This is a genomic window from Micromonospora sp. NBC_01655 (assembly GCF_026339755.1).
Taxonomy (GTDB): domain Bacteria; phylum Actinomycetota; class Actinomycetes; order Mycobacteriales; family Micromonosporaceae; genus Micromonospora.
Genome location: NZ_JAPEQF010000001.1, coordinates 3813235 through 3834259, shown reverse-complemented (window position 1 = coordinate 3834259; position 21025 = coordinate 3813235). Strand labels below are relative to the sequence as shown.

The window sequence follows — 21025 nt, the reverse complement described above, 5'->3', positions numbered from 1 at the left end:
TGAGTTGAGCCTGACTCACTCAAGTAACAAAGCGTGCCCCTTGTTCCGTGGTGTGATCCAGGCCACCCTTCACGGTCGCTCCGACGCCGTGGAGATCGCGGGGAACCACCCGGCCCCACGGGTCGGCGCACCGGATGACGGGTGGCGGACCGAATCAGACGGCCACCCGCACGGGCCCCGGACCTGCCCAACCATGCGAGCGGCACTGGCAAATTCCACCGGTCGAGCGGGATTCCATCCCGCAGAACTCGACTCGCCGAATGCGGAACGGGGCATATTCTTGCGGAATTGCCAGTTGATAGGTCAAACTCTTAGCACACCCCGCCCCACACAAGGAGTAATTGGCGATGGCTCGGAAAGTAATCACCGTTCTGACTGACGACCTCGACGGCGGGAAGGCGGATCGCACCGTCGAGTTCAGCCTGGACGGCGTGGCGTACACCATCGATGTCTCCGACGAGAACGCCGGCACCCTGCGCAAAGCACTCGACCCCTACATCAACGCCGGCCGGCGCATCGGTCGGGGGCCGGTCGAGACCGGCCGGGCCCCCCGCCGCCCCGGCAGGGCCCAGGTCTCCGGAATGGACCGCGAGCAGAACCGGGCCATCCGGGAATGGGCCACCAACAACGGCTACGAGATTTCCGACCGCGGGCGCATCCCGGTGTCGGTCGTCGAGGCCTACAAGAACCGCTGAGCCTGCGGCGGGCCGCGATCCGGGGATCCCGGGTCGCGCGGTGGAGGCCGGCGCCCGCCGGCCCCTTTCCGGTCGCATTTCCCACGACACCGCCAGCCGGTGCCGGACCGCACCCCGACTCGGCCGAACCGCGACTCGGCCGGGTCAGCGCACCCGGCGCACCAACGGGCGGCCTGGGCCGGGCACATCCGGCCCTACGGGGGCCGCCGGTCGACGCCCGCCCCGCCGAACCGCCTCCGGGTTCGGCGGCTGGCGGGTGCTGCCGAGTATCCGGCAGGCCGCTGGACGGCACGCACGAGGCGGCGGCGCGGGTGGTCGTCCGCCGGTCCCGGGCGGACGAGATCTGCGTCACGGCGACGATTCCGCCGAAGACCGCGAGCGGGCCGACAACGGCCGGCAGCCGCTTGCTCCGCGCGATACCGGATGACCCGCCCGCCCGTGTGGACCTGCGCATCGAATTGCTCTCCTTCTCGATCCGGTAGCAGACAGGTGAGCCCACCGGACCGACGAATTCGGGTGGAACGCCTCGGCGACGATCACTGCGACGTCCGGTCGCATGGCGATGGCCGACGGTGCCCTTTCCGCACCGCCGTCCGCGCCGGCGGCGGGGTTGGGGGAAGATTCCCGTCCATTCCCGCTGGAGTACGGAGCCGGGACGGCGAGGGTTCCACCCGGATATGGGAATTCTGCGGCGACGGCCGCCCCGTGAACGGTGATCGGCAGGGGCGGGCGGTCGCGCTGCCGGCGGCCGGGCCAAAGGGTGTCGGTCCACCCGGAGGAGGCCGGTGGACGGCCCGTTCCGAGAGGCGTCAGTCCACGCAGAGGTGGTCGAATCCGAAGCCATTCCGCATTTCGTCGCGGCGCGCCCCCAGCCGACGGATGTCCCCGTCGAGCTGCTCGCGGGCCACCAGTTCCGGCTCGCCGCCGTCGAGGCCGCGCAGCCGCTCACCCACCGCCACGGCCGCGAGGTCCTCGGCGAGCCGCCCCGGGTCCACGCCGCAGGAGATGCGGTGTTCCCACACCCGCACCCGTTCCACCAGACACCGGCCAGGACGCACCTCGACCCAGCTCCAGCCCTCGGCCGGGCCGTCCGCCCAGCGTACGTGCAGGCCCCGGACGATCGGGTCGACCAGCCGCCGGGAGACGTACGCCTCGACGGCTGCCGCCCGGGCCAGGGCGCCCAGGTCGTTCACGTGCCCGCTGCGCCCGTCGGGCAGCCGGCCGACGATGTCCCGGAAGGCGACCGGCGTGACGTCGTTCGGTTCGGTGTGCCCCGGGTCCGGCCGGACGGCGTCGGCGTAGGCGCGCGCGTCGATGACGTACTCGACGATCCGCCGGCCGTGGTCGGCGGCGCGCAGGGTGGGCGAGGCGATCCGCAGCACCGCCAGGCCGACCGCCGCGCACACCGCGTCCTTCATCCGCTCGGCGCGCTGGGCCGCCGACCCGGGCGGCACCGGCGGCCCGACCTCGACGGCGAACAGCGGGCGGCCGGTGGAGGCGGCGCACACCACGTGGTCGAAGCCCTCCCGGCCGGCCGAGCTCCACTGGTGGCCGGTGACACCCGGCGGGCGACCGTACAGCAGCTCGCTGAGCCGCCGGGCGGCGTACACCGCCTGATCGCCCCGGACGAGGACCGGGCCACGGCCGGTCGACGCCGCGACGGGGCGCAGCAGGGAGCCGTCGTCACTACCGGTGCTCGTCATCCGCCTGTCCATCCGTCGGGCCGTCGACCGGGCCGAGTCTAGGCCGTCGATCATGGTTCCCACCTCGCCGGTGCCGCCGATGATCGTGTTCTCTAGGCTCATCGGGTGCCGCACAGTGGACGGGCCCCGGAGATTCTGACCAAGCGCAGCCTCGTCGCCGTCTCCCACGCCATCGAAAGCGCCGCCCTGGCCACCACCGAGGACGGGCCGCTGGTGCTGGTCGCGCTCTTCCAGCGGATGCCGTACTTCGACCGGGAACGGGCGGTCTACGAGCAGATCGCCGCCTCGGGCGCGGTGACGGTGGTGGGCGTGGTCGGTCAGCGCCCCACGGGGCTCCCCGCCGGCGTGCACGGGGTGGCCCTGGAGGAGACCGAGGACCTGGCCCGGGAGTGGAGCGTGGTCGCGTTGACCCCCCGGTTCGGCGCGGCGCTGGTCGCGTACGACCGGGCGGAGGTGGAGCCGGCGGCCACGCTGGAGTCCGGCCGGCTCTTCGACGGCCGGTGGGGGTTCCGCCGCGACGAGGCGCTGCACGAGGTCCTGCGGCTACGCGACCGGCTCGCCGACCGGCTTCCCGGCGCGGCCCGCGCGGCGGTGGACGACGTGCTGGCCCGGGTCCGCGATCTGCCCGCGACGCCCGGCGAGGCGCGCGGCGAGGCGGCGCTGCGGCTGATGTTCTCCCGCGCCGGGCGGGCGGCCCGGGCCCGCTGGACGGTCGGGTCGGGGCCGGGCGACCGCAGCCGGGGCACCGGGGCGGGAGCCGCCGAGGGCGTCGCCCCGCTGCTGGACGAGTCGGGGATGCGGCGGTGGACGGGCGCGGACGGGATCACCGCGTCGGGCACGCTGCCGGTGGCGCTGATCGGCGTCCGGGTGGACGAGCCGGCCGGCGCGCCGGAGCGCTTCGGCCGGCGCAGCGCGGCCCGCGAGGCGCAGGCGGTGATCGGGGCGGTCACCGCGCCGCTGCGCCCGGTGGACCGGGCCGTACGCCTGTCGGACCAGGAGTACCTGCTGATCCTGCCGGCGCTGACCGAGGAGCAGGCGGTGACGGTGGCCGGTCAGCTACACGAGGCGGTCGGCGGCCTGGCCCGGTCGTACCCGTTCGTCGCGTTCGCGGTGCACGCGGCGGTCACCGTGACGGCCCGGCGGCCGCTGCCCGTGGCCGACGTCCGGCACGCCGTCGGGTGGGCCGCCCGGGAGGGCGTGCCGGTGGCCCGGCTGGCCCCCGAGACGGCCGAGGCGCCGGTCGGGTGACCGCGGGCCGGCGCCCGACCCGCGATCCCCGCACGGCGGCGGGTCGCCCGCTCAGCGCCAGACCACCACCTCGGAGAGGGGTTTGCGCGTCACGGCGGGCACCGTCGCCCGCTCCGCCGGATAGCCGACGGGGACGAGCAGGTTGCCCCGCTCCTCGGGCGGGCGGTCGAGCAGCTCGTTGAGGAAGCGCATCGGGCTGGGGGTGTGGGTCAGGGTGGCCAGGCCCGCCTGGTGCAGGGCGGCGAGGAGGAAGCCGACCGCGATGCCCACCGACTCCTTGACGTAGTACGGCCGAGGCGTCCCCGGGCCGCGGTGCACCTCGAACACGACGATCACCGCGGGCGCGACCTCCAGGAAGGGCTTGCTCGCGTCGGTGCCGAGCGGGGCGAGCGCGGCCAGCCACTCCTCCGACGCGCGCCGCTCGTAGAAGAGCTGCTCCTCGGCCTCGGCGGCGACCCGCAGCCGCCGCTTCACCGCCGGGTCGGTGACCACCACGAACCGCCAGGGTTGCCGGTTCGCCCCGCTGGGCGCGGACGCGGCGGCCCGCAGGGCCTGCTCCAGCACCCCGGCCGGAATCGGCCGGTCGCTGAACTCGCGCACGGTCCGTCGGGAGATCATCGTCTGCGCGAAGTCGCGGACCCGGGGCAACGCCGCCTCGGGCGGCACGCCGTACTCGGGCGCCGGACGCATGGGAGGTGTTCCAAGGTCGTTGGGCACCGATCCATTGTGGTTCCCGACGGCGAAACCGGCTACCGGGAGAATTGGCGGACCGCGCCGTCGGGCATGATCGGCGGGGGCGCCCAATCGGTCGCCCGGGGCGAAGGGGGTACGGGGCGTGCGGGTGGTGTCCCTGGTGCCGTCGCTGACCGAGGCGGTGGCGGTGACCGCGCCACGGCTGCTGGTCGGCGCGACGGACTACTGCACCCATCCGGCCGGGCTGGACGTGGCCCGGGTCGGCGGCAGCAAGTACCCCGACCTCGACCGGGTGCGCGCGCTGCGGCCGGACCTCGTGCTGCTCAACGTCGAGGAGAACCGGAAGGCCGACGCGGAGGCGCTGCGCGCGGCCGGGGTGCCGGTGCGGGTCACCTACCCCCGTACGGTGCCCGAGGCACTGCGGGAGCTGGCGGACCTGCTCGCCGCGCTCGGCGTACCCGACGATCCGGGCTGGTTGCGGGCGGCCCGGCGGGCCTGGGCGGCGTCCGAGCCGGCACCCACCCGGCGGGCGGTCGTGCCGGTGTGGCGCCGGCCGTGGGTGGTGCTCGGTTCCGACACCTTCGCCGGCGACGTGCTGCGCCGCCTCGGGGTCGCCAACGCCTACGCCGCGCACCCCGAGCGTTACCCCCGCCCGGAGCTGGCCGAGCTGCGGAGCCGGGAACCGGACCTGGTGGTGCTGCCGGACGAGCCGTACCGGTTCACGGCCGACGACGGCCCGGAGGCGTTCCCCGGCACCCCCTGCGCGCTGCTCTCCGGCCGGCACCTCACCTGGTACGGCCCGTCACTGGCCGAGGCGCCCGCGCTGCTGGCCGGGCAGCTCGACCGGTCGGTGGTCCACCCCGGCTGACCCGCCGCGGACCGGCCGCCGGGGTGACCGCCGCCCGGGTGAATCGGGGCCGAAGGTCCCGGTCGGAAGCGGACCCATCGGCCCTGACCGGGACGCCGGTGCCGATGTCCAATGGAATTGCCACCGGGAAGCGCGGTGCGAGGCACAGGAAGGGACGTGGAGACCATGGCCGCGACGATCGAACGGACCACCGCCGGCACCGCCGCTCCGGCGGGCGGGACCACCCGGACGACCGAGACCACCCGAGAGCGGGCCACCCGGTACGTCCTGGCCGGAATCCGGATCGCCCTGGGTTGGACCTTCCTCTGGGCCTTTTTGGACAAGATGTTCGGCCTCGGCCACGGGACCGCGGCGAAGGACGCCTGGATCAACGGGGGCAGCCCCACCAAGGGCTTCCTGGCCTTCGGCACGGCCGGCCCGTTCAAGGGGTTCTACACCGGGATCGCCGGCGCGGCCTGGGCGGACTGGCTGTTCATGGCCGGCTTGGCCGCCATCGGCGTGGCCCTGCTGCTCGGCATCGGGATGCGGATCGCCGCCGTCGCCGGTGGCCTGCTGCTGGTGATGATGTGGACGGCCGTCCTGCCCCCCGCGAACAACCCCTTCATGGACGACCACCTCATCTACGCCGCGGTCCTGGTGGTCCTCGCCCTGGTCGGCGCGGGCGACACCCTCGGCCTCGGCCGGACCTGGAAGCGGCTGCCCCTCGTCCAGCAGTACGCCTGGCTGAGGTAGTCGAGCGAGCACCGGCCCCAGCGGGCGCCACCCTCCCCGGTGGCGCCCGCCGCCGTGTGCGCACGGCAGGCCCGGGACCGCCGGGCATCGGCAGATCACGATCCGGCAGGATCGACGGCGACCGCAGTAGCCCGCACCGAGCAGGAGGCGTACGCCATGGACAAGCCCGAGGTTGGCCCGATCGAGGGCGCGCCGCCCGCCGATCTCGTCATCGAGGACCTCACGGTCGGCGAGGGCCCGGAAGCCCAGCCCGGTCAGCGGGCCACCGTGCACTACGTGGGGGTGGCCCACTCGACGGGGCGCGAGTTCGACGCGTCCTGGAACCACGGCGAGCCGTTCGAGTTCCCGCTGGGCGGCGGGAGGGTCATCGCCGGCTGGGACCGGGGCGTGGTCGGCATGCGCGTCGGCGGCCGGCGCAAGCTCACGATTCCGCCGCACCTCGGATACGGCAACCAGGGCGCCGGCGGCCTCATCAAGCCGGGCGAGACCCTGGTGTTCGTCGTCGACCTGCTCGGCGTGCGCTGACCCGGGCGGGGCCGTCGGCCGGTGCCGGCGGCCCCGCCCGGCGGCAGGTCGTCAGACAGGGGCAGGTCGTCAGACACAGGCCAGCATGGGCGCGGAGGACGCCGTCGCCACGGGCACGAGCGACCCCAGGGCGCGGGCCAACGACCCCGGCACGGCCGGCTCCGGTGGGGTCACCGTCGACTCCGCAACGGCCGGCGGCTGCGGCGCGGCGGGCAGGTCGGAACCGGCCTGCGACGGCACCAGCGAGGCGGCATTCGGCGGGATTAGCGAGGCGGCGAACGGCCGAACGGGACCGACCGACGCAACCTCGGGTGCGCCGGGCCGAGGGGTCTGCGGCACCAGCCCGACCGACGGGATCACGGGCGCGCCGCGCCGACGGGCGCGCGGCGGCAGGGCCGCGACGGCGACTCGCTCGACGATGGACGAATCATCCCCCGCCGGGGCGGGGACGAGCGGCGCCAGCACGCGCGGCGCCGTCGAGGGCGGGGCCGCAGCGGTGCCGGACCGGACCGGGATGACGCGGTCCAGGCCGGTGACGTGCAGCACCCGGGCGACCATCGGGGCCGGGTCGACGAGCACCAGCTCCCCACCGCGGGCGCGGACCCGTCGGTGTGCGGCGACCAGCGCCCGGACCCCGGCCGCGGAGAGCAGCCGGACGCCCGAGAGGTCGAGCCGCAGCAGCGGCCGGGCCGGGGCGGCCCACAGCGCGGCGCGCAGCAGACCGACGGTGGCGATGTCGACCTCGCCGGTCGCCCGCATCTCCACCGCGTGGTCTCCCACGCTGACCTGCACGTGGAACCGATCGCTGCGCTGCTCCATGCCCACGAATCTAGCCCCACCCCCCGACAATTCCGCCCTGCCGAGGAGTGAGTCCGGGTACACCCAGGGTCGGACCCCGAGTCGCTCGGGGTCCACCCTGAGCAGGAGCTGCGGCAACGCCGGGCACGCCCGGCGGACCCGGGCCGACCCGGTACGGCCGGCGCCGACCCGGGCGTGGTCCCGGCGACCGCCGGGGGCGCGGGCGGGGGCCTGCGCGACACGCGCTGCGGCGGGGGCGGGCCGGCGGCGCGGGGGGTGACAATGACCCGATGGTCGTACCCCGCCCGCGCGCGCCCCGACCCATCCGGCCCGTCCGCGAGCCGGCCACCGTGCCGCCCCCGCTGACCGGGCCGTGGGCGGCCACCGACCTGCGGCTCGACGACGCGGAGCTGCTGCCGCTGGCCGAGGGCGCGCACGGCCCCGAGGACGTCGTGGTCGACCCGGACGGCCGGGTGGTCAGCGGCGACGAGGACGGCCGGCTCTGGTGGTGGCCGGCGGACGCGCCCGCGGGCACCCGTTCCCGGCTGCTGACCGAGACCGGGGGCCGGCCGCTCGGCATCGAACTCGACCCGCGCGACGGCAGTCTCGTCGTCTGCGACGCCTACCGGGGGCTGCTGCGGGTCACCCCGGACGGGGCGGTACGGGAGCTGACGGGCACCGCGCCGCCGGTGCACCTGGCCAACAACGCCACCGTCGCCCGGGACGGCACGGTTTTCTTCACCGACTCCTCCGACCGGTTCCCGCTCTCGCACTGGAAGCACGACCTGCTCGAACACCGACCCAACGGGCGGGTGCTGGCGTACCACCCGGGCACCGGGCGCACCGAGGTGGTGGCGAGCGGGCTCTACTTCCCCAACGGGGTCGCACTCACCCCGGACGAGTCCGCGCTGATTCTGGTGGAGACGACCACCCACCGGTTGCTGCGGGTCGACCTGCCCGGCGGGACGGCCACCGTCCTGGCGGACCTGCCGGCGTACCCGGACAACCTGTCCGCGGTCGGCGACGGGACGTACTGGGTCGCCCTGCCCAGCCCTCGGCTGCCCGCCGTGGAGCGGCTGCTGCCGCACCCGCGCCTGCGGCAGTTCGTGGCGCTGCTGCCCGACGCGGTCCGGCCGCAGCCGCGCCGCTACGGGCTGGTCGCGCTGGTCGACGGCGCGGGCACGGTGCTGCGTACCCTGCACGGTCCGCGCGGCGACTACTGGATGATCACCGGCGTACGTCAGCACGGCGACCGGCTCTGGCTCGGCAGCCTGACCGGCTCGGGCGTAGCCCGGGTGCCGCTCGGCTAGGACCGGGGCGGTGGCGCCCCGCGATGTGCGGGGTGTTGCGGGTTTTCGGCGCTCCGATGCCACAACATCCCGCACATCGTGATGATCTTGGGCGTGCTCTGCGGCCTGCGCCGCGTCCCCCGCGGTCCACGCCGGGGTCAGAGCCAGCCGGAGCGGCAGGTACCCGGTGAGGACGGCGACCGGTCCGCCACCGTGCGGTGGCGGACCGGTCCGGCGGTCGTTCCTCCCGTGGTCAGCCGCCGCTGGCGGAGGGGGCCGGCGCGGGTGAGCTGCCGCCGGCCACCGCGCCGGGGTGCGGCGCCGTGTGCGGGCTGGGCTTCAGCCCGGCCGGTACGGGCAGCGCGCTGCCCTTGGCGAACTCGTCCCAGTCGACGTTCCAGGCCGTCCAGCCGTTGCCGGCCTGTAGCGGCACCTCGGTGCCCTTGACGGTCACCAGGTCGCCGACCTGGGTGATCCCCATCAGCCAGTCGGCCGCCGTGGCGGAGACGTTGGCGCAGCCGTGGGAGACGTTGGTGTAGCCCTGGTCACCCTCGGACCACGGCGCCGAGTGGATGAACTCGCCGCCCCAGGTGAGTCGCTGCGCGTCGTCGACGTCGACCACGTACCCGCCGTCGGGCTCGCCGCGGGTGTCGAACGTCGTCCGCTCGTGCTTCTCCATGATCACCATCTTGCCGCTGGAGCTGGGCGTGCTCGGCTTGCCGAGGCTGACCGGGATCCGGCGGACCAGCTTGCCGTCCTGGAACACCGACATCTGCTTGGTGGCGTTGTCGATGTCCACCGCGACCTGCCGCCCGATCTTCGAGGTGGCCTTGCGGTCGGCGTCACCCACCAGCGCCTTGCCGATCGGCATCCCCTCCAGCGCCGCCCGGACGCTGATCGCGGTGCCCGGCCGCCAGAAGTCGGGCGCCCGGTAGTACACCTGGCTGCCGTCCTCCAGCCACGACCAGGTGCCCGGCTGCGGCGGGTCGGTCCTGACGAACAGCCGTTTCTGCACCTCCGCCCGCGCCTCCTTCGGCACGCCCGGCTCGAAGGCCACCGTCACCGGCATCGCGGTGCCGTACGTCTGGTTGCCCGCGAAGTAGAGAGTGCTGGTGATCGCCGGCTTCGTCGGCTTCGCCGCCGTGGTGAAGGTGGTCTTGCGGGTGGCGGTCCGGCCCCGGTCACCGGTCACCGTCACCTCGGCGGTGTACGTCCGCCCCTTCGCCAGGGTCTCGCCGGGCACCCAGCTCGACCCGTCCTCCCGGGGCTCGCCGCCCACCTGCCGGCCCTTGTCGTCGGTCAGCCGGACGGCACTGACCTTCCCGTTCGTCACGCTGGTGCCGACCTCGGCGCTGACCGGGACGTCCCGGGCCCGGTCGGCTGGCGTCAGCTCGACCGCGGGTGGTGGCGTCCCTCCCCCGGCCTCCCCGCCGCGTTCGGCGGTGCACCCGCCCAGGACCAGCGGTGTGGCTGCGACGGTCACCGCCAATAGCTTCAATCGCCGCCTCGTGTTCATATTCCGCACCCCATTCCCATTTCCCCCTTGGCCACATTCTGTACGGCGCAACGGGAGGCGCGGCGCAGCTTTCCAGGAATTACGTGAAGCAATTGTCGGCAGTTTCGGCGGAACCGGGGCGAAAGTGTTCCAGCCACCCCGGAAAGGCCCGGTGTCACGGTTCGGCCGATCCACCCCGGACGACCGTTTCGCCCCGGCCTGCACCCGGCCGGAAACCGTCCATCGCGGTCAGCGGTCCCAGTCCTGGTCGCCGTGGTTACGGTCCCACCGGCCGCCAACCGGCGGGGTGTCCAGCCGGGTGGCCGCCACGGCGTTGCCGGCCAGGTCGTTGTCCTCCACCCGGCAGGCGACGAAACTGCCCCGCTCGGTGATCCACAGACCGTGGGTCTGGGTCCGCCTGTCGTGGTTGTCCCAGACCCGGTTGCCCCGGACGGTGGCGGAGTCGAACGCCGCGTTGACCGTGATCCCGGCCCGGCACTGCGGCGCCACCGCCAGCTCGTACGCGGTGCCGGGCAGGGGGGTGTCGCCGCTCCACGCGCTGTGGGCGTCGGGGCGGACCGGGGCGAGGGTGAGTTCGTTGCCGTCGTTCGCGGCGACCACGGCGACCCGCCGGCCCACCCGGAGCACCTTGCCCCGGTGCCCGTCGTGCGGCCAGTCCGCCGTCCGGTCGACCAGCGACCGGTCGCTGTAGCGGACGGACTCCCCACTGCCCCGGTACTCGTCGGCGCACTGCCGGCCGTTGTTGCGGATCCGGTTGTTGAGCAGCACGGCGTCGGTCATCGGGCGGTCGATCCGGATGCCGTCCAGGCCGTTGCCCCAGAAGTCGTTGCTGTCGATAACCACGTCCATGGCCGTTCCCCGGTAGCCGTGTCCCAGGTCGTGCTCGTGGTACCCGTACGCCCCGTTCCCGCTGATCCGGTTGCCCCGGATCGTGTACGGCCCGGGGGTGTTGCCCATGCTGATGCCGTCGCGGATGTTGCCGTCGATGACGCAGTCGGTCAGCAGGCCGCCCCGCCCGGCGATGCCGGACGTCCCCTGCGCGGAGACGTCGTAGCCGGCCTCCAGGTTGCCGATCATGGTGCAGGCGGAGACGACCAGCCCGTCGGCGCCCCAGTCGGAGATGCCGAACCGGTTGCCCTGGCTGTGGCAGCCGATGATCCGGTAGCCGCGCGGCGTCGGCCAGGAGGGCTTCTGCAACTCCAGGAAGATGCCGTTGGTCCCGTTGCCCAGGGTGGTGCAGTTGGCGATGGTGAGCCGCTCCACGGTGCCCCAGCCGCCGATGCCGACGCCGATCCCGGCGCCGCCCATCTCCTCGCCGTTGTCCAGTCGGCCGCAGCCGACCACCACCACCCCCTCGATCAGGCTGTCCTGGAGGAAGTCGCAGCCGAGCCCCGTCGCGGCGGTGTGGTGGATGTAGAGGTTGCGGAACGTCCCGCGCACCACGTACTGGAGGCCGAGCCCCTTGGCCAGGTAGTTGTACTCGGCCATGCCCACCCCGGAGCCGTCGATCTCGAAGTCGGCGAAGGTGCAGTCGGCGATGTGCCGGTCGCGGTCGGCGCCGTGCTGGACCGTGGTCCAGTAGGCCAGCGGCGTCGGCTCGGCGCGGTTGCCCTCGTTGCTCAGCAGGAAGCGGGTCGCGCTCGGACCGGCCCCGATCAGCGACACCCCGCTGCGCCACACCGTGCCCGCGTCCCGGATGGAGTAGATACCGGGCGGGCAGTAGATCACCCGGGCCCGCCCGTCGGCGGCGTACCCGTCACCGAGGCGGTCCACCAGCGCGGACAGCGCGGGTTGGTCGTTGGTCACCCCGTCACCGCGCAGCCCGTACTCGGTGGCGTCACAGTGCAGCGGCGCTCCGGCGACGGCGGGACGGCGGTCCCGGACGGCGACGGGCAGTCCCTGGAACGGCACTCCACTCTCCTCTCGGACGGCGAACGGCGGGCGGTGCACGGCCGCGGCTCGCACGCGGACCGCCACGGACGACCGGGGACGGCCATCGGCAGCGCCGATTTCCCGGCCACCGCTCCGGAAAACGGAATGGCGCTGCTGCCGCCTTGGCGCCCCGGTCGAATCGTGCTCGATTCGGGAAACAGTTCCCTCAGTGCGTCCGAGTGGCCATTCTTGCCCCGATCGAGCACGATCTTCCGCGCCGGGACAGATCGGCGGAATTGTCGGGGCAATGCGCCGACGGGGGCTCGACACCCGTTTTCGCCGGAAAGGACGTCCTCGAACCGGGCGAGGCAGTTCGCGACGGGCGCGCCGAATGCGGTGACCGACGGCATCGGGTGCGTCCCGGCCGCCAGGGCGGCCGGAGACGCACCCGATGGGCGCGGACGCCGACCCCGTCCGGTTCGGGCGGGGTCGGCGCGGTCAGACGTTCGCCACCAGCAGGGCGGGCTGCTCGACGCAGTCGGCGACGTGCCGCAGGAAGCCGCCGGCCACCCCGCCGTCGCAGACCCGGTGGTCGAAGGTGAGGCTGAGCTGGGTCACCTTCCGCACCGCGAGCTGCCCGTCGACCACCCACGGCTTGTCCACGATCCGCCCCACTCCGAGCAGCGCCGCCTCGGGATGGTTGATGATCGGGGTGGAGCCGTCGACGCCGAACACCCCGTAGTTGTTGAGGGTGAAGGTGCCGCCGGTGAGGCGGGCCGGGGGCAGGGCGCCGGCCCGGGCCGCCGCGGTGGTCTCGGCGAGGGCCACGGACAGCTCCCGGGTGGTGAGCCGCTGGGCGTCGCGCAGGACCGGGACGAGCAGGCCCCGGTCGGTCTGCGCGGCGATGCCCAGGTGCACCCCGCGGGACTGGACGATCCGTTGCCCCTCGGTGTCCACCTGCGCGTTGAGCTGTGGGAACCGGCGCAAGCCGGTGAGGCAGATCCGGGCCAGCAGGGCCAGAATGCTCACCGGCTGGTCCGGCGTCGCGGCGTTGATCGCCCGCCGGGTCTCGACCAGCGCGGTGGCGTCCGCGTCGACCCAGATGGTCACCTCGGGGATCTCCCGCCGGCTGCGGGAGAGCTTGTCGGCGATCGCCCTGCGGATGCCGGTGAGCGGGATGATCAGGTCCTCGTCGGCCGGCCGGTCCGGCACCGGGGCGAGCCGGGGGGCCGGGGCGGCGAGCGCCGCCTCGACGTCGGCCCGGCGGACCACCCCGCCGGGGCCGGTGCCGCGCAGGGAGGCCGGGTCGATACCGTGCTCGCGGGCCAGCCTCCGGACGATCGGCGAGATGACCAGCGCCGGCCGCGGCCCGGTGCCCGCCGCCGGGGCGAGCGCGGGAGCCACGGCCGGGTGGGCCCGCACGGGGGGCGACGCCGGGGCGACGGCTACGGGGTCCGGGGCGGGCGCCGGGGCCTCGGCGGGGGTGGCCGCCGACGGTTCCGGGGCGACCGCGAGGCGGGGGCGGCGTCGCCGCCGGCCCGTCCCGCCGTGCCCCGTGCCGTACCCGATGAGGACGTTGCCGGAGCCGGCGCGCTCCTCCTCCCGGTAGGTGGCGTGCCCGGCCGGCTCGCCGCCGTCGCCGTCGGGCGGCGCGATGGTGATCAGTGGCTGGCCAACCGGGCGCGTCTCGCCGGCCGCGCCGTGCAGGGCCACGACCCGACCGGCGTACGGGCAGGGCACGTCCACGACCGCCTTGGCGGTCTCCACCTCGACGACGGTCTGGTCCACGGTCACGGTGTCGCCCACGGCGACCCGCCACTCGACGATCTCCGCCTCGGCCAGTCCCTCGCCCAGGTCCGGCAGGAGGAAGACCTGGGTACGGTCGACGGTGGTCATGCCGCGCTGCCCTGGGCCAGCCAGCGCGGGTCGGGCTGGTCGTCCCACTGGAGCCGGGCCACCGTGTCGAGCACCCGGTCCACCCCGGGCAGGTGGGTGTGTTCCAGCATCGGCGCCGGGTACGGGATGTCCAGCCCGCTGACCCGTAGCACCGGGGCGTGCAGGGCGTGGAAGCAGCGTTCCTGCACCCGGGCGGCGATCTCGGCGCCGACGCCGGCGAAGCCCTGCGCCTCCTGGATCACCACGCACCGGCCGGTCCGGCGCACCGAGGCGGTGATGGTGGCGTCGTCGAGCGGGACGATGGTGCGCACGTCCACCACCTCCAGGTCCCAGCCCTCCTCGCGGGCGGCCTCGGCGGCCTCCAGGGCGACCGGCACCGCCGGCCCGTACGCCACCAGGGTGGCGTCGCGGCCGGGGCGGCGCACGACGGCCCGGCCGAACGGCTCGGTGCGGGTGGGCAGCTCGGCCTCCGCGCTGGAGAAGTAGAGCCTCTTCGGCTCCATGAAGACCACCGGGTCGGGGTCGGCGATCGCCTCGCGCAGCAGCGAGTACGCGTCGTCGACGGTCGCCGGGGTGACCACCTTCAGGCCCGGGGTGTGCGCGTAGTACGCCTCGGACGAGTCGCAGTGGTGCTCGACCCCGCCGATACCGCCCGCGTACGGCACCCGGATGACCATGGGAACGCTGAGCGCGCCCCGGGTGCGGTTGCGCAGCTTGGCCACGTGCGAGGCGATCTGCTCGAACGCCGGGTACGCGAACGCGTCGAACTGCATCTCCACCACCGGCCGCATCCCGGACATCGCCAGGCCGACGGCGAAGCCGACGATGCCGGCCTCGGCGAGCGGGGTGTCGAAGCAGCGCTTGTCGCCGAACCGGGCCTGGAGCCCGTCGGTGATCCGGAAGACGCCGCCGAGCTTGCCGACGTCCTCGCCGAAGACGAGCACCCGGTCGTCGGAGGCCAGCGCGTCGGCGAGCGCCGCGTTGAGCGCCTTCGCCATGGTGGTGGCGGCCATCAGCGCCCGTCCTCGGGCTCGGCGGCGGCGGCCAGCTCGGTGCGGACCAGCTCGCGCTGCTCGACGAGCTGCGGGGTCGGCTCGGCGTAGACGTGGTCGAAGAGGCTGAGCGGGTCGACCGCCGGCTGGGCGTTCATCCGCGCGCGCAGGTCGGCGGCGTACGCCTCGGCCTCGTCGGCGATCGCGGCGACGGCGGCGTCGTCGAGCGCCCCCCGGGTACGCAGGTACGCCTCCAGCCGGGCGACCGGGTCGCGGTCGCGCCAGGTGTCGACCTCGGCGGCGTCGCGGTAGCGGGTGGCGTCGTCGGCGTTGGTGTGCGGCTCCATCCGGTAGGTGTGCGCCTCGACCAGGAACGGCCCCTGGCCGGAGCGGGCGTGCTCGACCGCGCGGGTCAGCACGGCGAGCACGGCCACCGGGTCGTTGCCGTCGACCTGCTCGCTGGGCACGCCGTACCCGACCCCCTTGTACGCCAGCGACGGCGCGGCGGTCTGCCGGGACAGCGGGACGCTGATGGCGTACTTGTTGTTCTGCACGAAGAACACGACGGGGGCCTTGAACACGGCGGCGAAGTTGACGCCCTCGTGGAAGTCGCCCTCGCTGGTGGCGCCGTCGCCGACGAAGGCCAGCGCGACGGTGTCCCGCCCCTGGTGGGCCTCCCCGTAGGCGAGCCCGGCGGCGTGCACGCACTGGGTCGCGAGGGGGGTGCACTGCGGGGCGGTGTGCCGCTGCGCGGGGTCGTACCCGCAGTGCCAGTCGCCGCGCAGCAGGGTGAGCACCTCGACGGGGTCGATGCCCCGGGAGACCAGCGCCATCGACTCGCGGTAGGTGGGGAAGACCCAGTCGGTGTCGCGGACGGCGAGCACGGCGCCGACCTGGCAGGCCTCCTGGCCCCGCGCGGACGGGTAGACGGCGAGCCGGCCCTGCTTGGTCAGGGCGGTGGCCTGGGTGTCGAACCGGCGGCCGACCACCATCCGGCGGTACAGCTCGCGCAGCGCCTTTACGGGCGGCTCGGGGTAGTCGGCGCGGGCCGGCAGCGGGGTGCCGTCGGGGTCGAGCAGCCGCACCGGCTCGGGCTGCGGCAGCAGGGCGGCGGCCGGGTCGGTCGTCGCCTGCTCGCCGGCGGGGGCCTTGGTGGGCTTCTTCTTGGCCGGCGGGCGGGTGCGCGGGGATGCCCTGCGGACCGCCTGGGGTGTGGTCGTCACGGCGGGGACCTCCTGGACGTGTGGTGGCCCTATGCTCCTGCTGTTGGATGATTGACTCAAGATCCATGATGAACGTGGGACGAACGGCACCGGGAAGGGCGGGAAGTGAGCCAGGAGACAAATCCGGAGCTGGGCGGGGCGCGCGGGGCGGGACGTTCGGCCGGGCCGTTGGACGAGGTCGACCGGCGCATCCTCGACGAGCTGGTCCGCGACGGCCGGATCTCCATCCGCACCCTCGCCGAGCGGGTGCACGTCTCCCGCACCAACGCGTACGCGCGGGTGGAGCGGCTGCTGCGCGACGGCGTGATCACCGGGTTCCGGGCCCGGGTCGCGCCGGAGCCAGCCGGGCTGGGCACCTCGGCGTACATCGCGCTGACCATCCAGCAGAACACCTGGCGGGAGGTGTCAGCGGAGCTGGCCCGGGTGCGCTACATCGAGCACGCGGCCCTGCTCGGCGGCGAGCACGACGTCCTCGCGCTGGTCCGGGCACCGGACAACGCCACCCTGCGGGACGTGGTGCTGGGCCGGGTGCAGAGCATCTCCGGGGTGCTGTCGACCCGGACCTGGCTGGTCTTCGAGGAGTTCGACGGCGCGCAGAGCCCCTGGGAGTGAGCCGCGCCCACCGGTTCCGCCACGCAGAGCCGGCCCGGGCGGTGGCTCGCTGGGCGGCCGGCCCGGCCGGGCGGTGGCTCAGCGTTCCGGCGGGGCCTCCAGGCCCTCCCGGTCGGCCAGCTCCAGCAGCGGCTCCAGGGAGAACCGTTGCCCGTCCAGCCCGGCGTGCGGGTCGCCGCGCTCGGCGAACCGGGCCGGCACACCGACCACGTCGAAGTCCTCCGGGCGGGCGTCGTCCAGCTCCGACCAGTCCAGCGGCGCGGAGACCAGGGCCTGCGGGGTGGGCCGGATCGAGTACGCCGAGGCCATGGTGTGGTCCCGGGACATCTGGTTGTAGTCGACGAAGACCGGTCGGTCCCGCTGGTCGCGCCACCAGGTGGTGGTGACCAGTTCCGGCAGCCGGCGCTGCATCTCGCGGCCGAGCGCCAGCACCGCCCGGCGGCAGTCGGCGAAGCTCCACCGCGGCTCGATCGACAGGTAGACGTGCAGGCCGCGCCCGCCGGTGGTCTTCGGGTACCCGGTCAGGCCCAGCTCGGCGAGGAAGGCCCGGACCTCGTGGGCGACCGGCACCACCTGGTCGAAACCGACCCCGGGCATCGGGTCGAGGTCGATGCGGAGCTGGTCGGGGCGCTCCACGTCGGCGGCGGTGACCGGCCACGGGTGGAACCGCAGGGTGCCCAGGTTGGCCGCCCAGACCACCACGGCCAGCTCGCTCGGCGCGACCTCGTCGGCCGTCCGCCCGCTGGGAAAGGTGAGGTGCGCGGTGCGGACCCAGTCGGGCGCGCCGGCCGGCAGCCGCTTCTGGTAGAACGCGTCACCCCGGTTGTCCTGCCGGGTGCCGATCCGCGCGCCCTCGAAGACGCCCTTCGGCCAGCGCTCCAGCATGGTCGGGCGGTCGCGCAGCGCGCGCAGGATCCCGTCGCCCACGGCGAGGAAGTAACGCACCACGTCCAGCTTGGTCAGGCCGCGCTCCGGGAAATACGGCTTGTCGGGGCTGGAGACGCGCACGACCCGCTCCCCGACCCGGATTTCCTGCGCCGCCGTCGCCATGCCTGACACCGTACGACGTGGCACCGACACGCGAGGGCGGGTCGGTGTCACCCGACCCCGGCGGGTCGGCCCACGATCAGGGCTTGCGGGCCACGCAGCCGTACTGCGGGACGGTGACCGGCTCCTCCCCGTCGGCCGGCCGCCATCGCGCGCAGGACACCAGGCCCGGGTCGAGCAGCTCCAGGCCGTCGAGGAACCGGGCGATCTCCGCTGCGGTGCGGGACCGGATCGGCGGGGCGGCGTTCTCGTTCCAGAACTTCATGGCCGGCACGTTCGCCTCGCCGCCCAGCTCGACGGTGGGGTGGGTGAGCGCCAGGAAGCTACCCCGCGGCATCACGTCCATCAGCCGGTGGACTATCGCCACGGCCTCCTCGGTGTCGAGCACGAAGTTGAGGATGCCCAGCATCATCACCGCCACCGGCCGGTCGAGGTCCAGCGTCCGGGCGGCGCCGGCCAGGACCGACGCCGGGTCGTGGACGTCGGCCTCCAGGTAGTCGGTGGCCCCCTCGGCGGAGCTGGTCAGCAGGGCCCGGGCGTGCACCAGCACCATCGGGTCGTTGTCGACGTAGACGATCCGGGAGTCCGGCGCGACGGCCTGCGCGACCTGGTGGGTGTTGTCGGCGCTCGGCAGGCCGGTGCCGATGTCGAGGAACTGCCGCACGCCCGCCTCGCCCGCCAGGTGCCGCACCGCGCGGGCGAGGAAGCGCCGGTCCGCCCGGGCGACCTCCTGGATGACCGGGAACATGGTGCGGACGTGCTCGCCGACCCGGCGGTCCGGCTCGAAGTTGTCCTTGCCGCCGAGCCAGTAGTTCCACACCCGGGCGTTGTGCGCCACCGACGTGTCGATGCGCTCGGCCCGTTCCCCGTCGCGGACCCCGACGTCGCCGGTCTCTGACACGAAAACTCCTCGGCTGTCGCTGATGTCCGGTCAGCGTAGCCGAGCCCGTCGCCGCGCCGCGCCGCGGCCGGACGCCCCTGGCCGCCCGCGAGGCGGCCACGCACCACCCGACCGCGGGTCCGAACAGGACGGTGAACAGGCAGGGCTTCCCAGCGGTCGGCCGGGGGGGGGATCCGGACGGTCAGGCAGGCAGGCAGGTGTGGACGGTCAGGACAGCAGCAGCACGCCGACGGCCATCAGCGGCAGCGAGACGAACAGGAAGATGCCGACCCCGGTGAGCACCCGGCCGCCGCCCGCGTCCTCGCGCTCCGGGGCGAGCCCGAACGTCGCCCGGGCCGGCAGCATGCCGATCCGGCTCAGCGTCAGGTCGCCGGTCAGCCCGAGCAGGGTGCCGACCACGATGAGCGCGATGCCGAACCGGAAGACGAAGGCGCCCCCGCTGACCGCCGTCCACACGCCCGCCACCGCGCTGACCGCCACGAGCGCGATGACGAACAGCACGAGTGCCTCCCGCAGCCCCCTGACCACCGTCATCGCTCGCTGCCCCCTCCGGACGGCCGGTCGCCGGCCTCGCATCGTCACCCCGCGCCGCCGGGCCCGCCAGCGACGCCGGTGACATTCTGCCGGTCCGGCGCCCCTCGCGCTGCCCCTGTCCTGTCCACCCTGGCCCGGGAGCGCCGGCTACGGTCCCCGCCGGCGGGGACCGGCCCGCCTGACAGTCTTTGTCTGGCCGGACGGAGGTTTGTCACGCCGCGACGAAATTCCTACGCTGGTGCTTCGGAAAGCGGGCGCCCCGTCCGCCCCCCGCCGGGACGCGCCTCCACCAGTGGCGCGGAGCCGGCGGGAACAGCCCCTGGGAGTCTGTGTGAAGAACCTCCGTCGCAAGACCCTGGCCGCCGCGTCCACCATGACGCTCGGCGTCGGTCTCGCCCTCACCGGCGGATCGGCCCCCGCGGTGGCCGCCGGCCCGGACACCACCTACCTGGTCATCGCCCCACAGGGAAGCAAGGCCGACCGGGCTGCCGCCCGGGTGGCCGCCGCCAACGGCACCGTGGTGGTCCGCTACGACCAGATCGGCGTGCTCGTCGCCCGATCCGCCAACCCGAACTTCGCCACGGACGTGAAGGGCGCCGGCGTCGAGGCGGCGGCCTCCACCGCCGGGCTCGGCACCGCCCTCGAAGAGGGCGAGACCGTGGAGGTGCCGGCGGCCGAGGTCGTCAACGCCACGGGCGACCCGACCGCCGAGCCGATGTACGGCCAGCAGTGGGACATGCCGATGATCGGCGTCCCGCAGGCCCACGCGGTCAACAACGGCCGACCGAACGTCGTCGTCGGCGTGCTGGACAGCGGCATCTCCAGCAGCCACCCCGACCTGGCCGGCCAGATCGCCAAGGACAAGAGCGCGTCCTGCGTCGGCGGTGTCGCCGACACCACCGAGGCGGCCTGGAACCCGACCTCCTCCGACCACGGCACCCACGTAGCCGGCACCATCGCCGCCGCCGTCAACGGTGTCGGCGTCACCGGTGTCGCCCCGGGCGTCAAGGTCGCCGCCGTCAAGGTGGTGAACAACGACGGCTTCATCTACCCGGAGGCCGCGGTCTGCGGGTTCATCTGGGCCGCCGAGCACGGCATGCAGCTCACCAACAACAGCTACTTCGTCGACCCGTGGGAGCTGAACTGCCGCAACGACCCGCGTCAGCGTCCGGCGTGGACCGCGATCCACCGGGCCATCCGCTACTCGCAGAGCAAGGGCGTGCTGAACGTGTCGTCCGCGGGTAACTCGAACTACAACCTCGCGGGCAAGGTCACCGACGACGGCAGCCCGAACAACGGGACGCCCGAGACTCGCCCGGACCTGGGCAACGAGTGCCGCGTCCTGCCGGCCGAGGTGCCGGGCGTGGTGACGGTGTCGGCGGTCGGCCCGACCGGGCAGAAGAGCTACTACTCGTCGTACGGCAGGGGCGTCGTCGAGGTGACGGCCCCGGGCGGCGACACCCGGTTCCGCACCCAGGGCGCCCAGTCGACCATCGCCGACGCCATCCTGTCCACCACCTTCAACACGGCGACCAAGACCAACGGTTGGGGTTACAAGCAGGGCACCTCGATGTCCTCCCCGCACGCGACCGGCGTCGCCGCCCTGGCGCTGTCGGCCCACCCGAGGATGGGGCCGGTGCAGCTGACGTTGTTCCTCCAGCTCACGGCGGTGGCACAGGCGTGTCCGGCGGGTGCGGTGTACAACCCGGTGCCGCTGATGGCGGCCGGCCCGCACGCGTACGACGCGACCTGCTCCGGCGGGAAGTCCTACAACGCGTTCTACGGTTCGGGCATGGTCAACGCGTACAACGTGGTGAAGTGACCGCCTGACCGCACGACCAGTGGTGGGGCCCGGCGCGCACGCGCCGGGCCCCACCCGTA

18 protein-coding genes and 1 pseudogene are annotated in these 21025 nt (G+C 74.2%); 8 read left to right on the top strand and 11 right to left on the bottom strand.

Going from position 1 to position 21025, the window contains the following annotated elements; translation table 11 throughout:
- Window positions 1-347: 347 nt before the first annotated feature.
- Complete coding sequence (locus OOK41_RS17670) at window positions 348-695, top strand: Lsr2 family protein (protein WP_117669178.1); 348 nt, start codon at window positions 348-350, stop codon at window positions 693-695.
- A gap of 809 nt (window positions 696-1504) precedes the next feature.
- Here OOK41_RS17670 and OOK41_RS17665 read toward each other — a convergent pair.
- Window positions 1505-2398, bottom strand: coding sequence for a DUF2726 domain-containing protein (locus OOK41_RS17665; RefSeq protein WP_266265988.1), 894 nt, complete (start codon window positions 2396-2398; stop codon window positions 1505-1507).
- A 105-nt stretch (window positions 2399-2503) separates the two neighbouring features.
- Between OOK41_RS17665 and OOK41_RS17660 the strand changes: the two genes are divergently transcribed.
- Entirely contained in the window at window positions 2504-3646 is a 1143-nt protein-coding gene (locus OOK41_RS17660) for a DICT sensory domain-containing protein (RefSeq protein ID WP_266265987.1), read from the top strand.
- Between the two features lie 51 nt (window positions 3647-3697).
- Here the strand turns inward: OOK41_RS17660 and OOK41_RS17655 are convergent, their stop codons facing one another.
- Window positions 3698-4336, bottom strand: coding sequence for a nitroreductase family protein (locus tag OOK41_RS17655; RefSeq protein WP_266265986.1), 639 nt, complete (start codon window positions 4334-4336; stop codon window positions 3698-3700).
- Between the two features lie 145 nt (window positions 4337-4481).
- Between OOK41_RS17655 and OOK41_RS17650 the strand changes: the two genes are divergently transcribed.
- The 3 genes from OOK41_RS17650 (at window position 4482) to OOK41_RS17640 (ending at window position 6464) form a co-directional block, all read left to right on the top strand.
- Complete coding sequence (locus OOK41_RS17650; protein ID WP_266265985.1) at window positions 4482-5207, top strand: helical backbone metal receptor; 726 nt, start codon at window positions 4482-4484, stop codon at window positions 5205-5207.
- A 156-nt stretch (window positions 5208-5363) separates the two neighbouring features.
- A complete protein-coding gene (locus tag OOK41_RS17645) occupies window positions 5364-5939 on the top strand; it encodes a DoxX family membrane protein (protein ID WP_266265984.1) in 576 nt (191 codons plus the stop codon).
- A gap of 156 nt (window positions 5940-6095) precedes the next feature.
- A complete protein-coding gene (locus tag OOK41_RS17640; protein ID WP_266265983.1) occupies window positions 6096-6464 on the top strand; it encodes an FKBP-type peptidyl-prolyl cis-trans isomerase in 369 nt (122 codons plus the stop codon).
- Between the two features lie 507 nt (window positions 6465-6971).
- Here OOK41_RS17640 and OOK41_RS31930 read toward each other — a convergent pair.
- A pseudogene (locus OOK41_RS31930) lies at window positions 6972-7283 on the bottom strand (STAS domain-containing protein); the annotation flags it as partial.
- Between the two features lie 269 nt (window positions 7284-7552).
- On the opposite strand from OOK41_RS31930, the gene OOK41_RS17630 reads away from it, so the two are divergent.
- Window positions 7553-8572, top strand: a complete 1020-nt coding sequence (locus OOK41_RS17630; RefSeq protein ID WP_266265981.1) for an SMP-30/gluconolactonase/LRE family protein — start codon at window positions 7553-7555, stop codon at window positions 8570-8572.
- A 232-nt stretch (window positions 8573-8804) separates the two neighbouring features.
- On the opposite strand, the gene OOK41_RS17625 is transcribed toward OOK41_RS17630, so the two are convergent.
- From OOK41_RS17625 to pdhA, 5 genes are all read right to left on the bottom strand, one after another.
- Complete coding sequence (locus OOK41_RS17625; protein WP_266265980.1) at window positions 8805-10067, bottom strand: Ig-like domain-containing protein; 1263 nt, start codon at window positions 10065-10067, stop codon at window positions 8805-8807.
- Between the two features lie 228 nt (window positions 10068-10295).
- On the bottom strand, window positions 10296-11978 hold the full coding sequence (locus tag OOK41_RS17620; protein WP_266265979.1) for a right-handed parallel beta-helix repeat-containing protein: 1683 nt from the start codon (window positions 11976-11978) through the stop codon (window positions 10296-10298).
- Window positions 11979-12437: 459 nt separating this feature from the next.
- Window positions 12438-13835 (bottom strand): dihydrolipoamide acetyltransferase family protein, encoded by a 1398-nt coding sequence (locus OOK41_RS17615; RefSeq protein ID WP_266265978.1) that lies wholly within the window; start codon window positions 13833-13835, stop codon window positions 12438-12440.
- Window positions 13832-14848, bottom strand: a complete 1017-nt coding sequence (locus OOK41_RS17610) for an alpha-ketoacid dehydrogenase subunit beta (protein ID WP_266265977.1) — start codon at window positions 14846-14848, stop codon at window positions 13832-13834. Before OOK41_RS17610 ends, OOK41_RS17615 begins: the two co-directional genes overlap by 4 nt.
- Window positions 14848-16083 carry a pyruvate dehydrogenase (acetyl-transferring) E1 component subunit alpha gene (gene pdhA, locus OOK41_RS17605; protein ID WP_266267861.1) on the bottom strand — a complete coding sequence of 412 codons (1236 nt, stop codon included), beginning with the start codon at window positions 16081-16083 and terminating at the stop codon, window positions 14848-14850. The genes OOK41_RS17610 and pdhA overlap by 1 nt, the downstream gene beginning before the upstream one ends.
- 72 nt (window positions 16084-16155) lie before the next feature.
- On the opposite strand from pdhA, the gene OOK41_RS17600 reads away from it, so the two are divergent.
- Window positions 16156-16662 (top strand): Lrp/AsnC family transcriptional regulator, encoded by a 507-nt coding sequence (locus OOK41_RS17600; protein ID WP_117669188.1) that lies wholly within the window; start codon window positions 16156-16158, stop codon window positions 16660-16662.
- Window positions 16663-16740: 78 nt separating this feature from the next.
- Here the strand turns inward: OOK41_RS17600 and OOK41_RS17595 are convergent, their stop codons facing one another.
- The 3 genes from OOK41_RS17595 to OOK41_RS17585 form a co-directional block, all read right to left on the bottom strand.
- Complete coding sequence (locus OOK41_RS17595) at window positions 16741-17712, bottom strand: DNA polymerase domain-containing protein (protein ID WP_266265976.1); 972 nt, start codon at window positions 17710-17712, stop codon at window positions 16741-16743.
- Between the two features lie 76 nt (window positions 17713-17788).
- Window positions 17789-18610 (bottom strand): SAM-dependent methyltransferase, encoded by an 822-nt coding sequence (locus OOK41_RS17590; protein ID WP_117669190.1) that lies wholly within the window; start codon window positions 18608-18610, stop codon window positions 17789-17791.
- A 207-nt stretch (window positions 18611-18817) separates the two neighbouring features.
- Window positions 18818-19144, bottom strand: coding sequence for a hypothetical protein (locus tag OOK41_RS17585; RefSeq protein ID WP_117669191.1), 327 nt, complete (start codon window positions 19142-19144; stop codon window positions 18818-18820).
- A gap of 331 nt (window positions 19145-19475) precedes the next feature.
- On the opposite strand from OOK41_RS17585, the gene OOK41_RS17580 reads away from it, so the two are divergent.
- Window positions 19476-20966 (top strand): S8 family serine peptidase, encoded by a 1491-nt coding sequence (locus tag OOK41_RS17580; RefSeq protein ID WP_117669192.1) that lies wholly within the window; start codon window positions 19476-19478, stop codon window positions 20964-20966.
- Window positions 20967-21025: the final 59 nt, after the last annotated feature.

Coding starts and splice junctions, on each gene's coding strand:
- OOK41_RS17630 (WP_266265981.1), top strand. CDS start 7,553: ATGGTCGTACCCCGCCCGCGCGCGCCCCGACCCATCCGGCCCGTCCGC.
- OOK41_RS17615 (WP_266265978.1), bottom strand. CDS start 13,835: ATGACCACCGTCGACCGTACCCAGGTCTTCCTCCTGCCGGACCTGGGC.
- OOK41_RS17585 (WP_117669191.1), bottom strand. CDS start 19,144: ATGACGGTGGTCAGGGGGCTGCGGGAGGCACTCGTGCTGTTCGTCATC.
- OOK41_RS17665 (WP_266265988.1), bottom strand. CDS start 2,398: ATGACGAGCACCGGTAGTGACGACGGCTCCCTGCTGCGCCCCGTCGCG.
- OOK41_RS17595 (WP_266265976.1), bottom strand. CDS start 17,712: ATGGCGACGGCGGCGCAGGAAATCCGGGTCGGGGAGCGGGTCGTGCGC.
- OOK41_RS17610 (WP_266265977.1), bottom strand. CDS start 14,848: ATGGCCGCCACCACCATGGCGAAGGCGCTCAACGCGGCGCTCGCCGAC.
- OOK41_RS17640 (WP_266265983.1), top strand. CDS start 6,096: ATGGACAAGCCCGAGGTTGGCCCGATCGAGGGCGCGCCGCCCGCCGAT.
- OOK41_RS17625 (WP_266265980.1), bottom strand. CDS start 10,067: ATGAACACGAGGCGGCGATTGAAGCTATTGGCGGTGACCGTCGCAGCC.
- OOK41_RS17670 (WP_117669178.1), top strand. CDS start 348: ATGGCTCGGAAAGTAATCACCGTTCTGACTGACGACCTCGACGGCGGG.
- OOK41_RS17655 (WP_266265986.1), bottom strand. CDS start 4,336: ATGCGTCCGGCGCCCGAGTACGGCGTGCCGCCCGAGGCGGCGTTGCCC.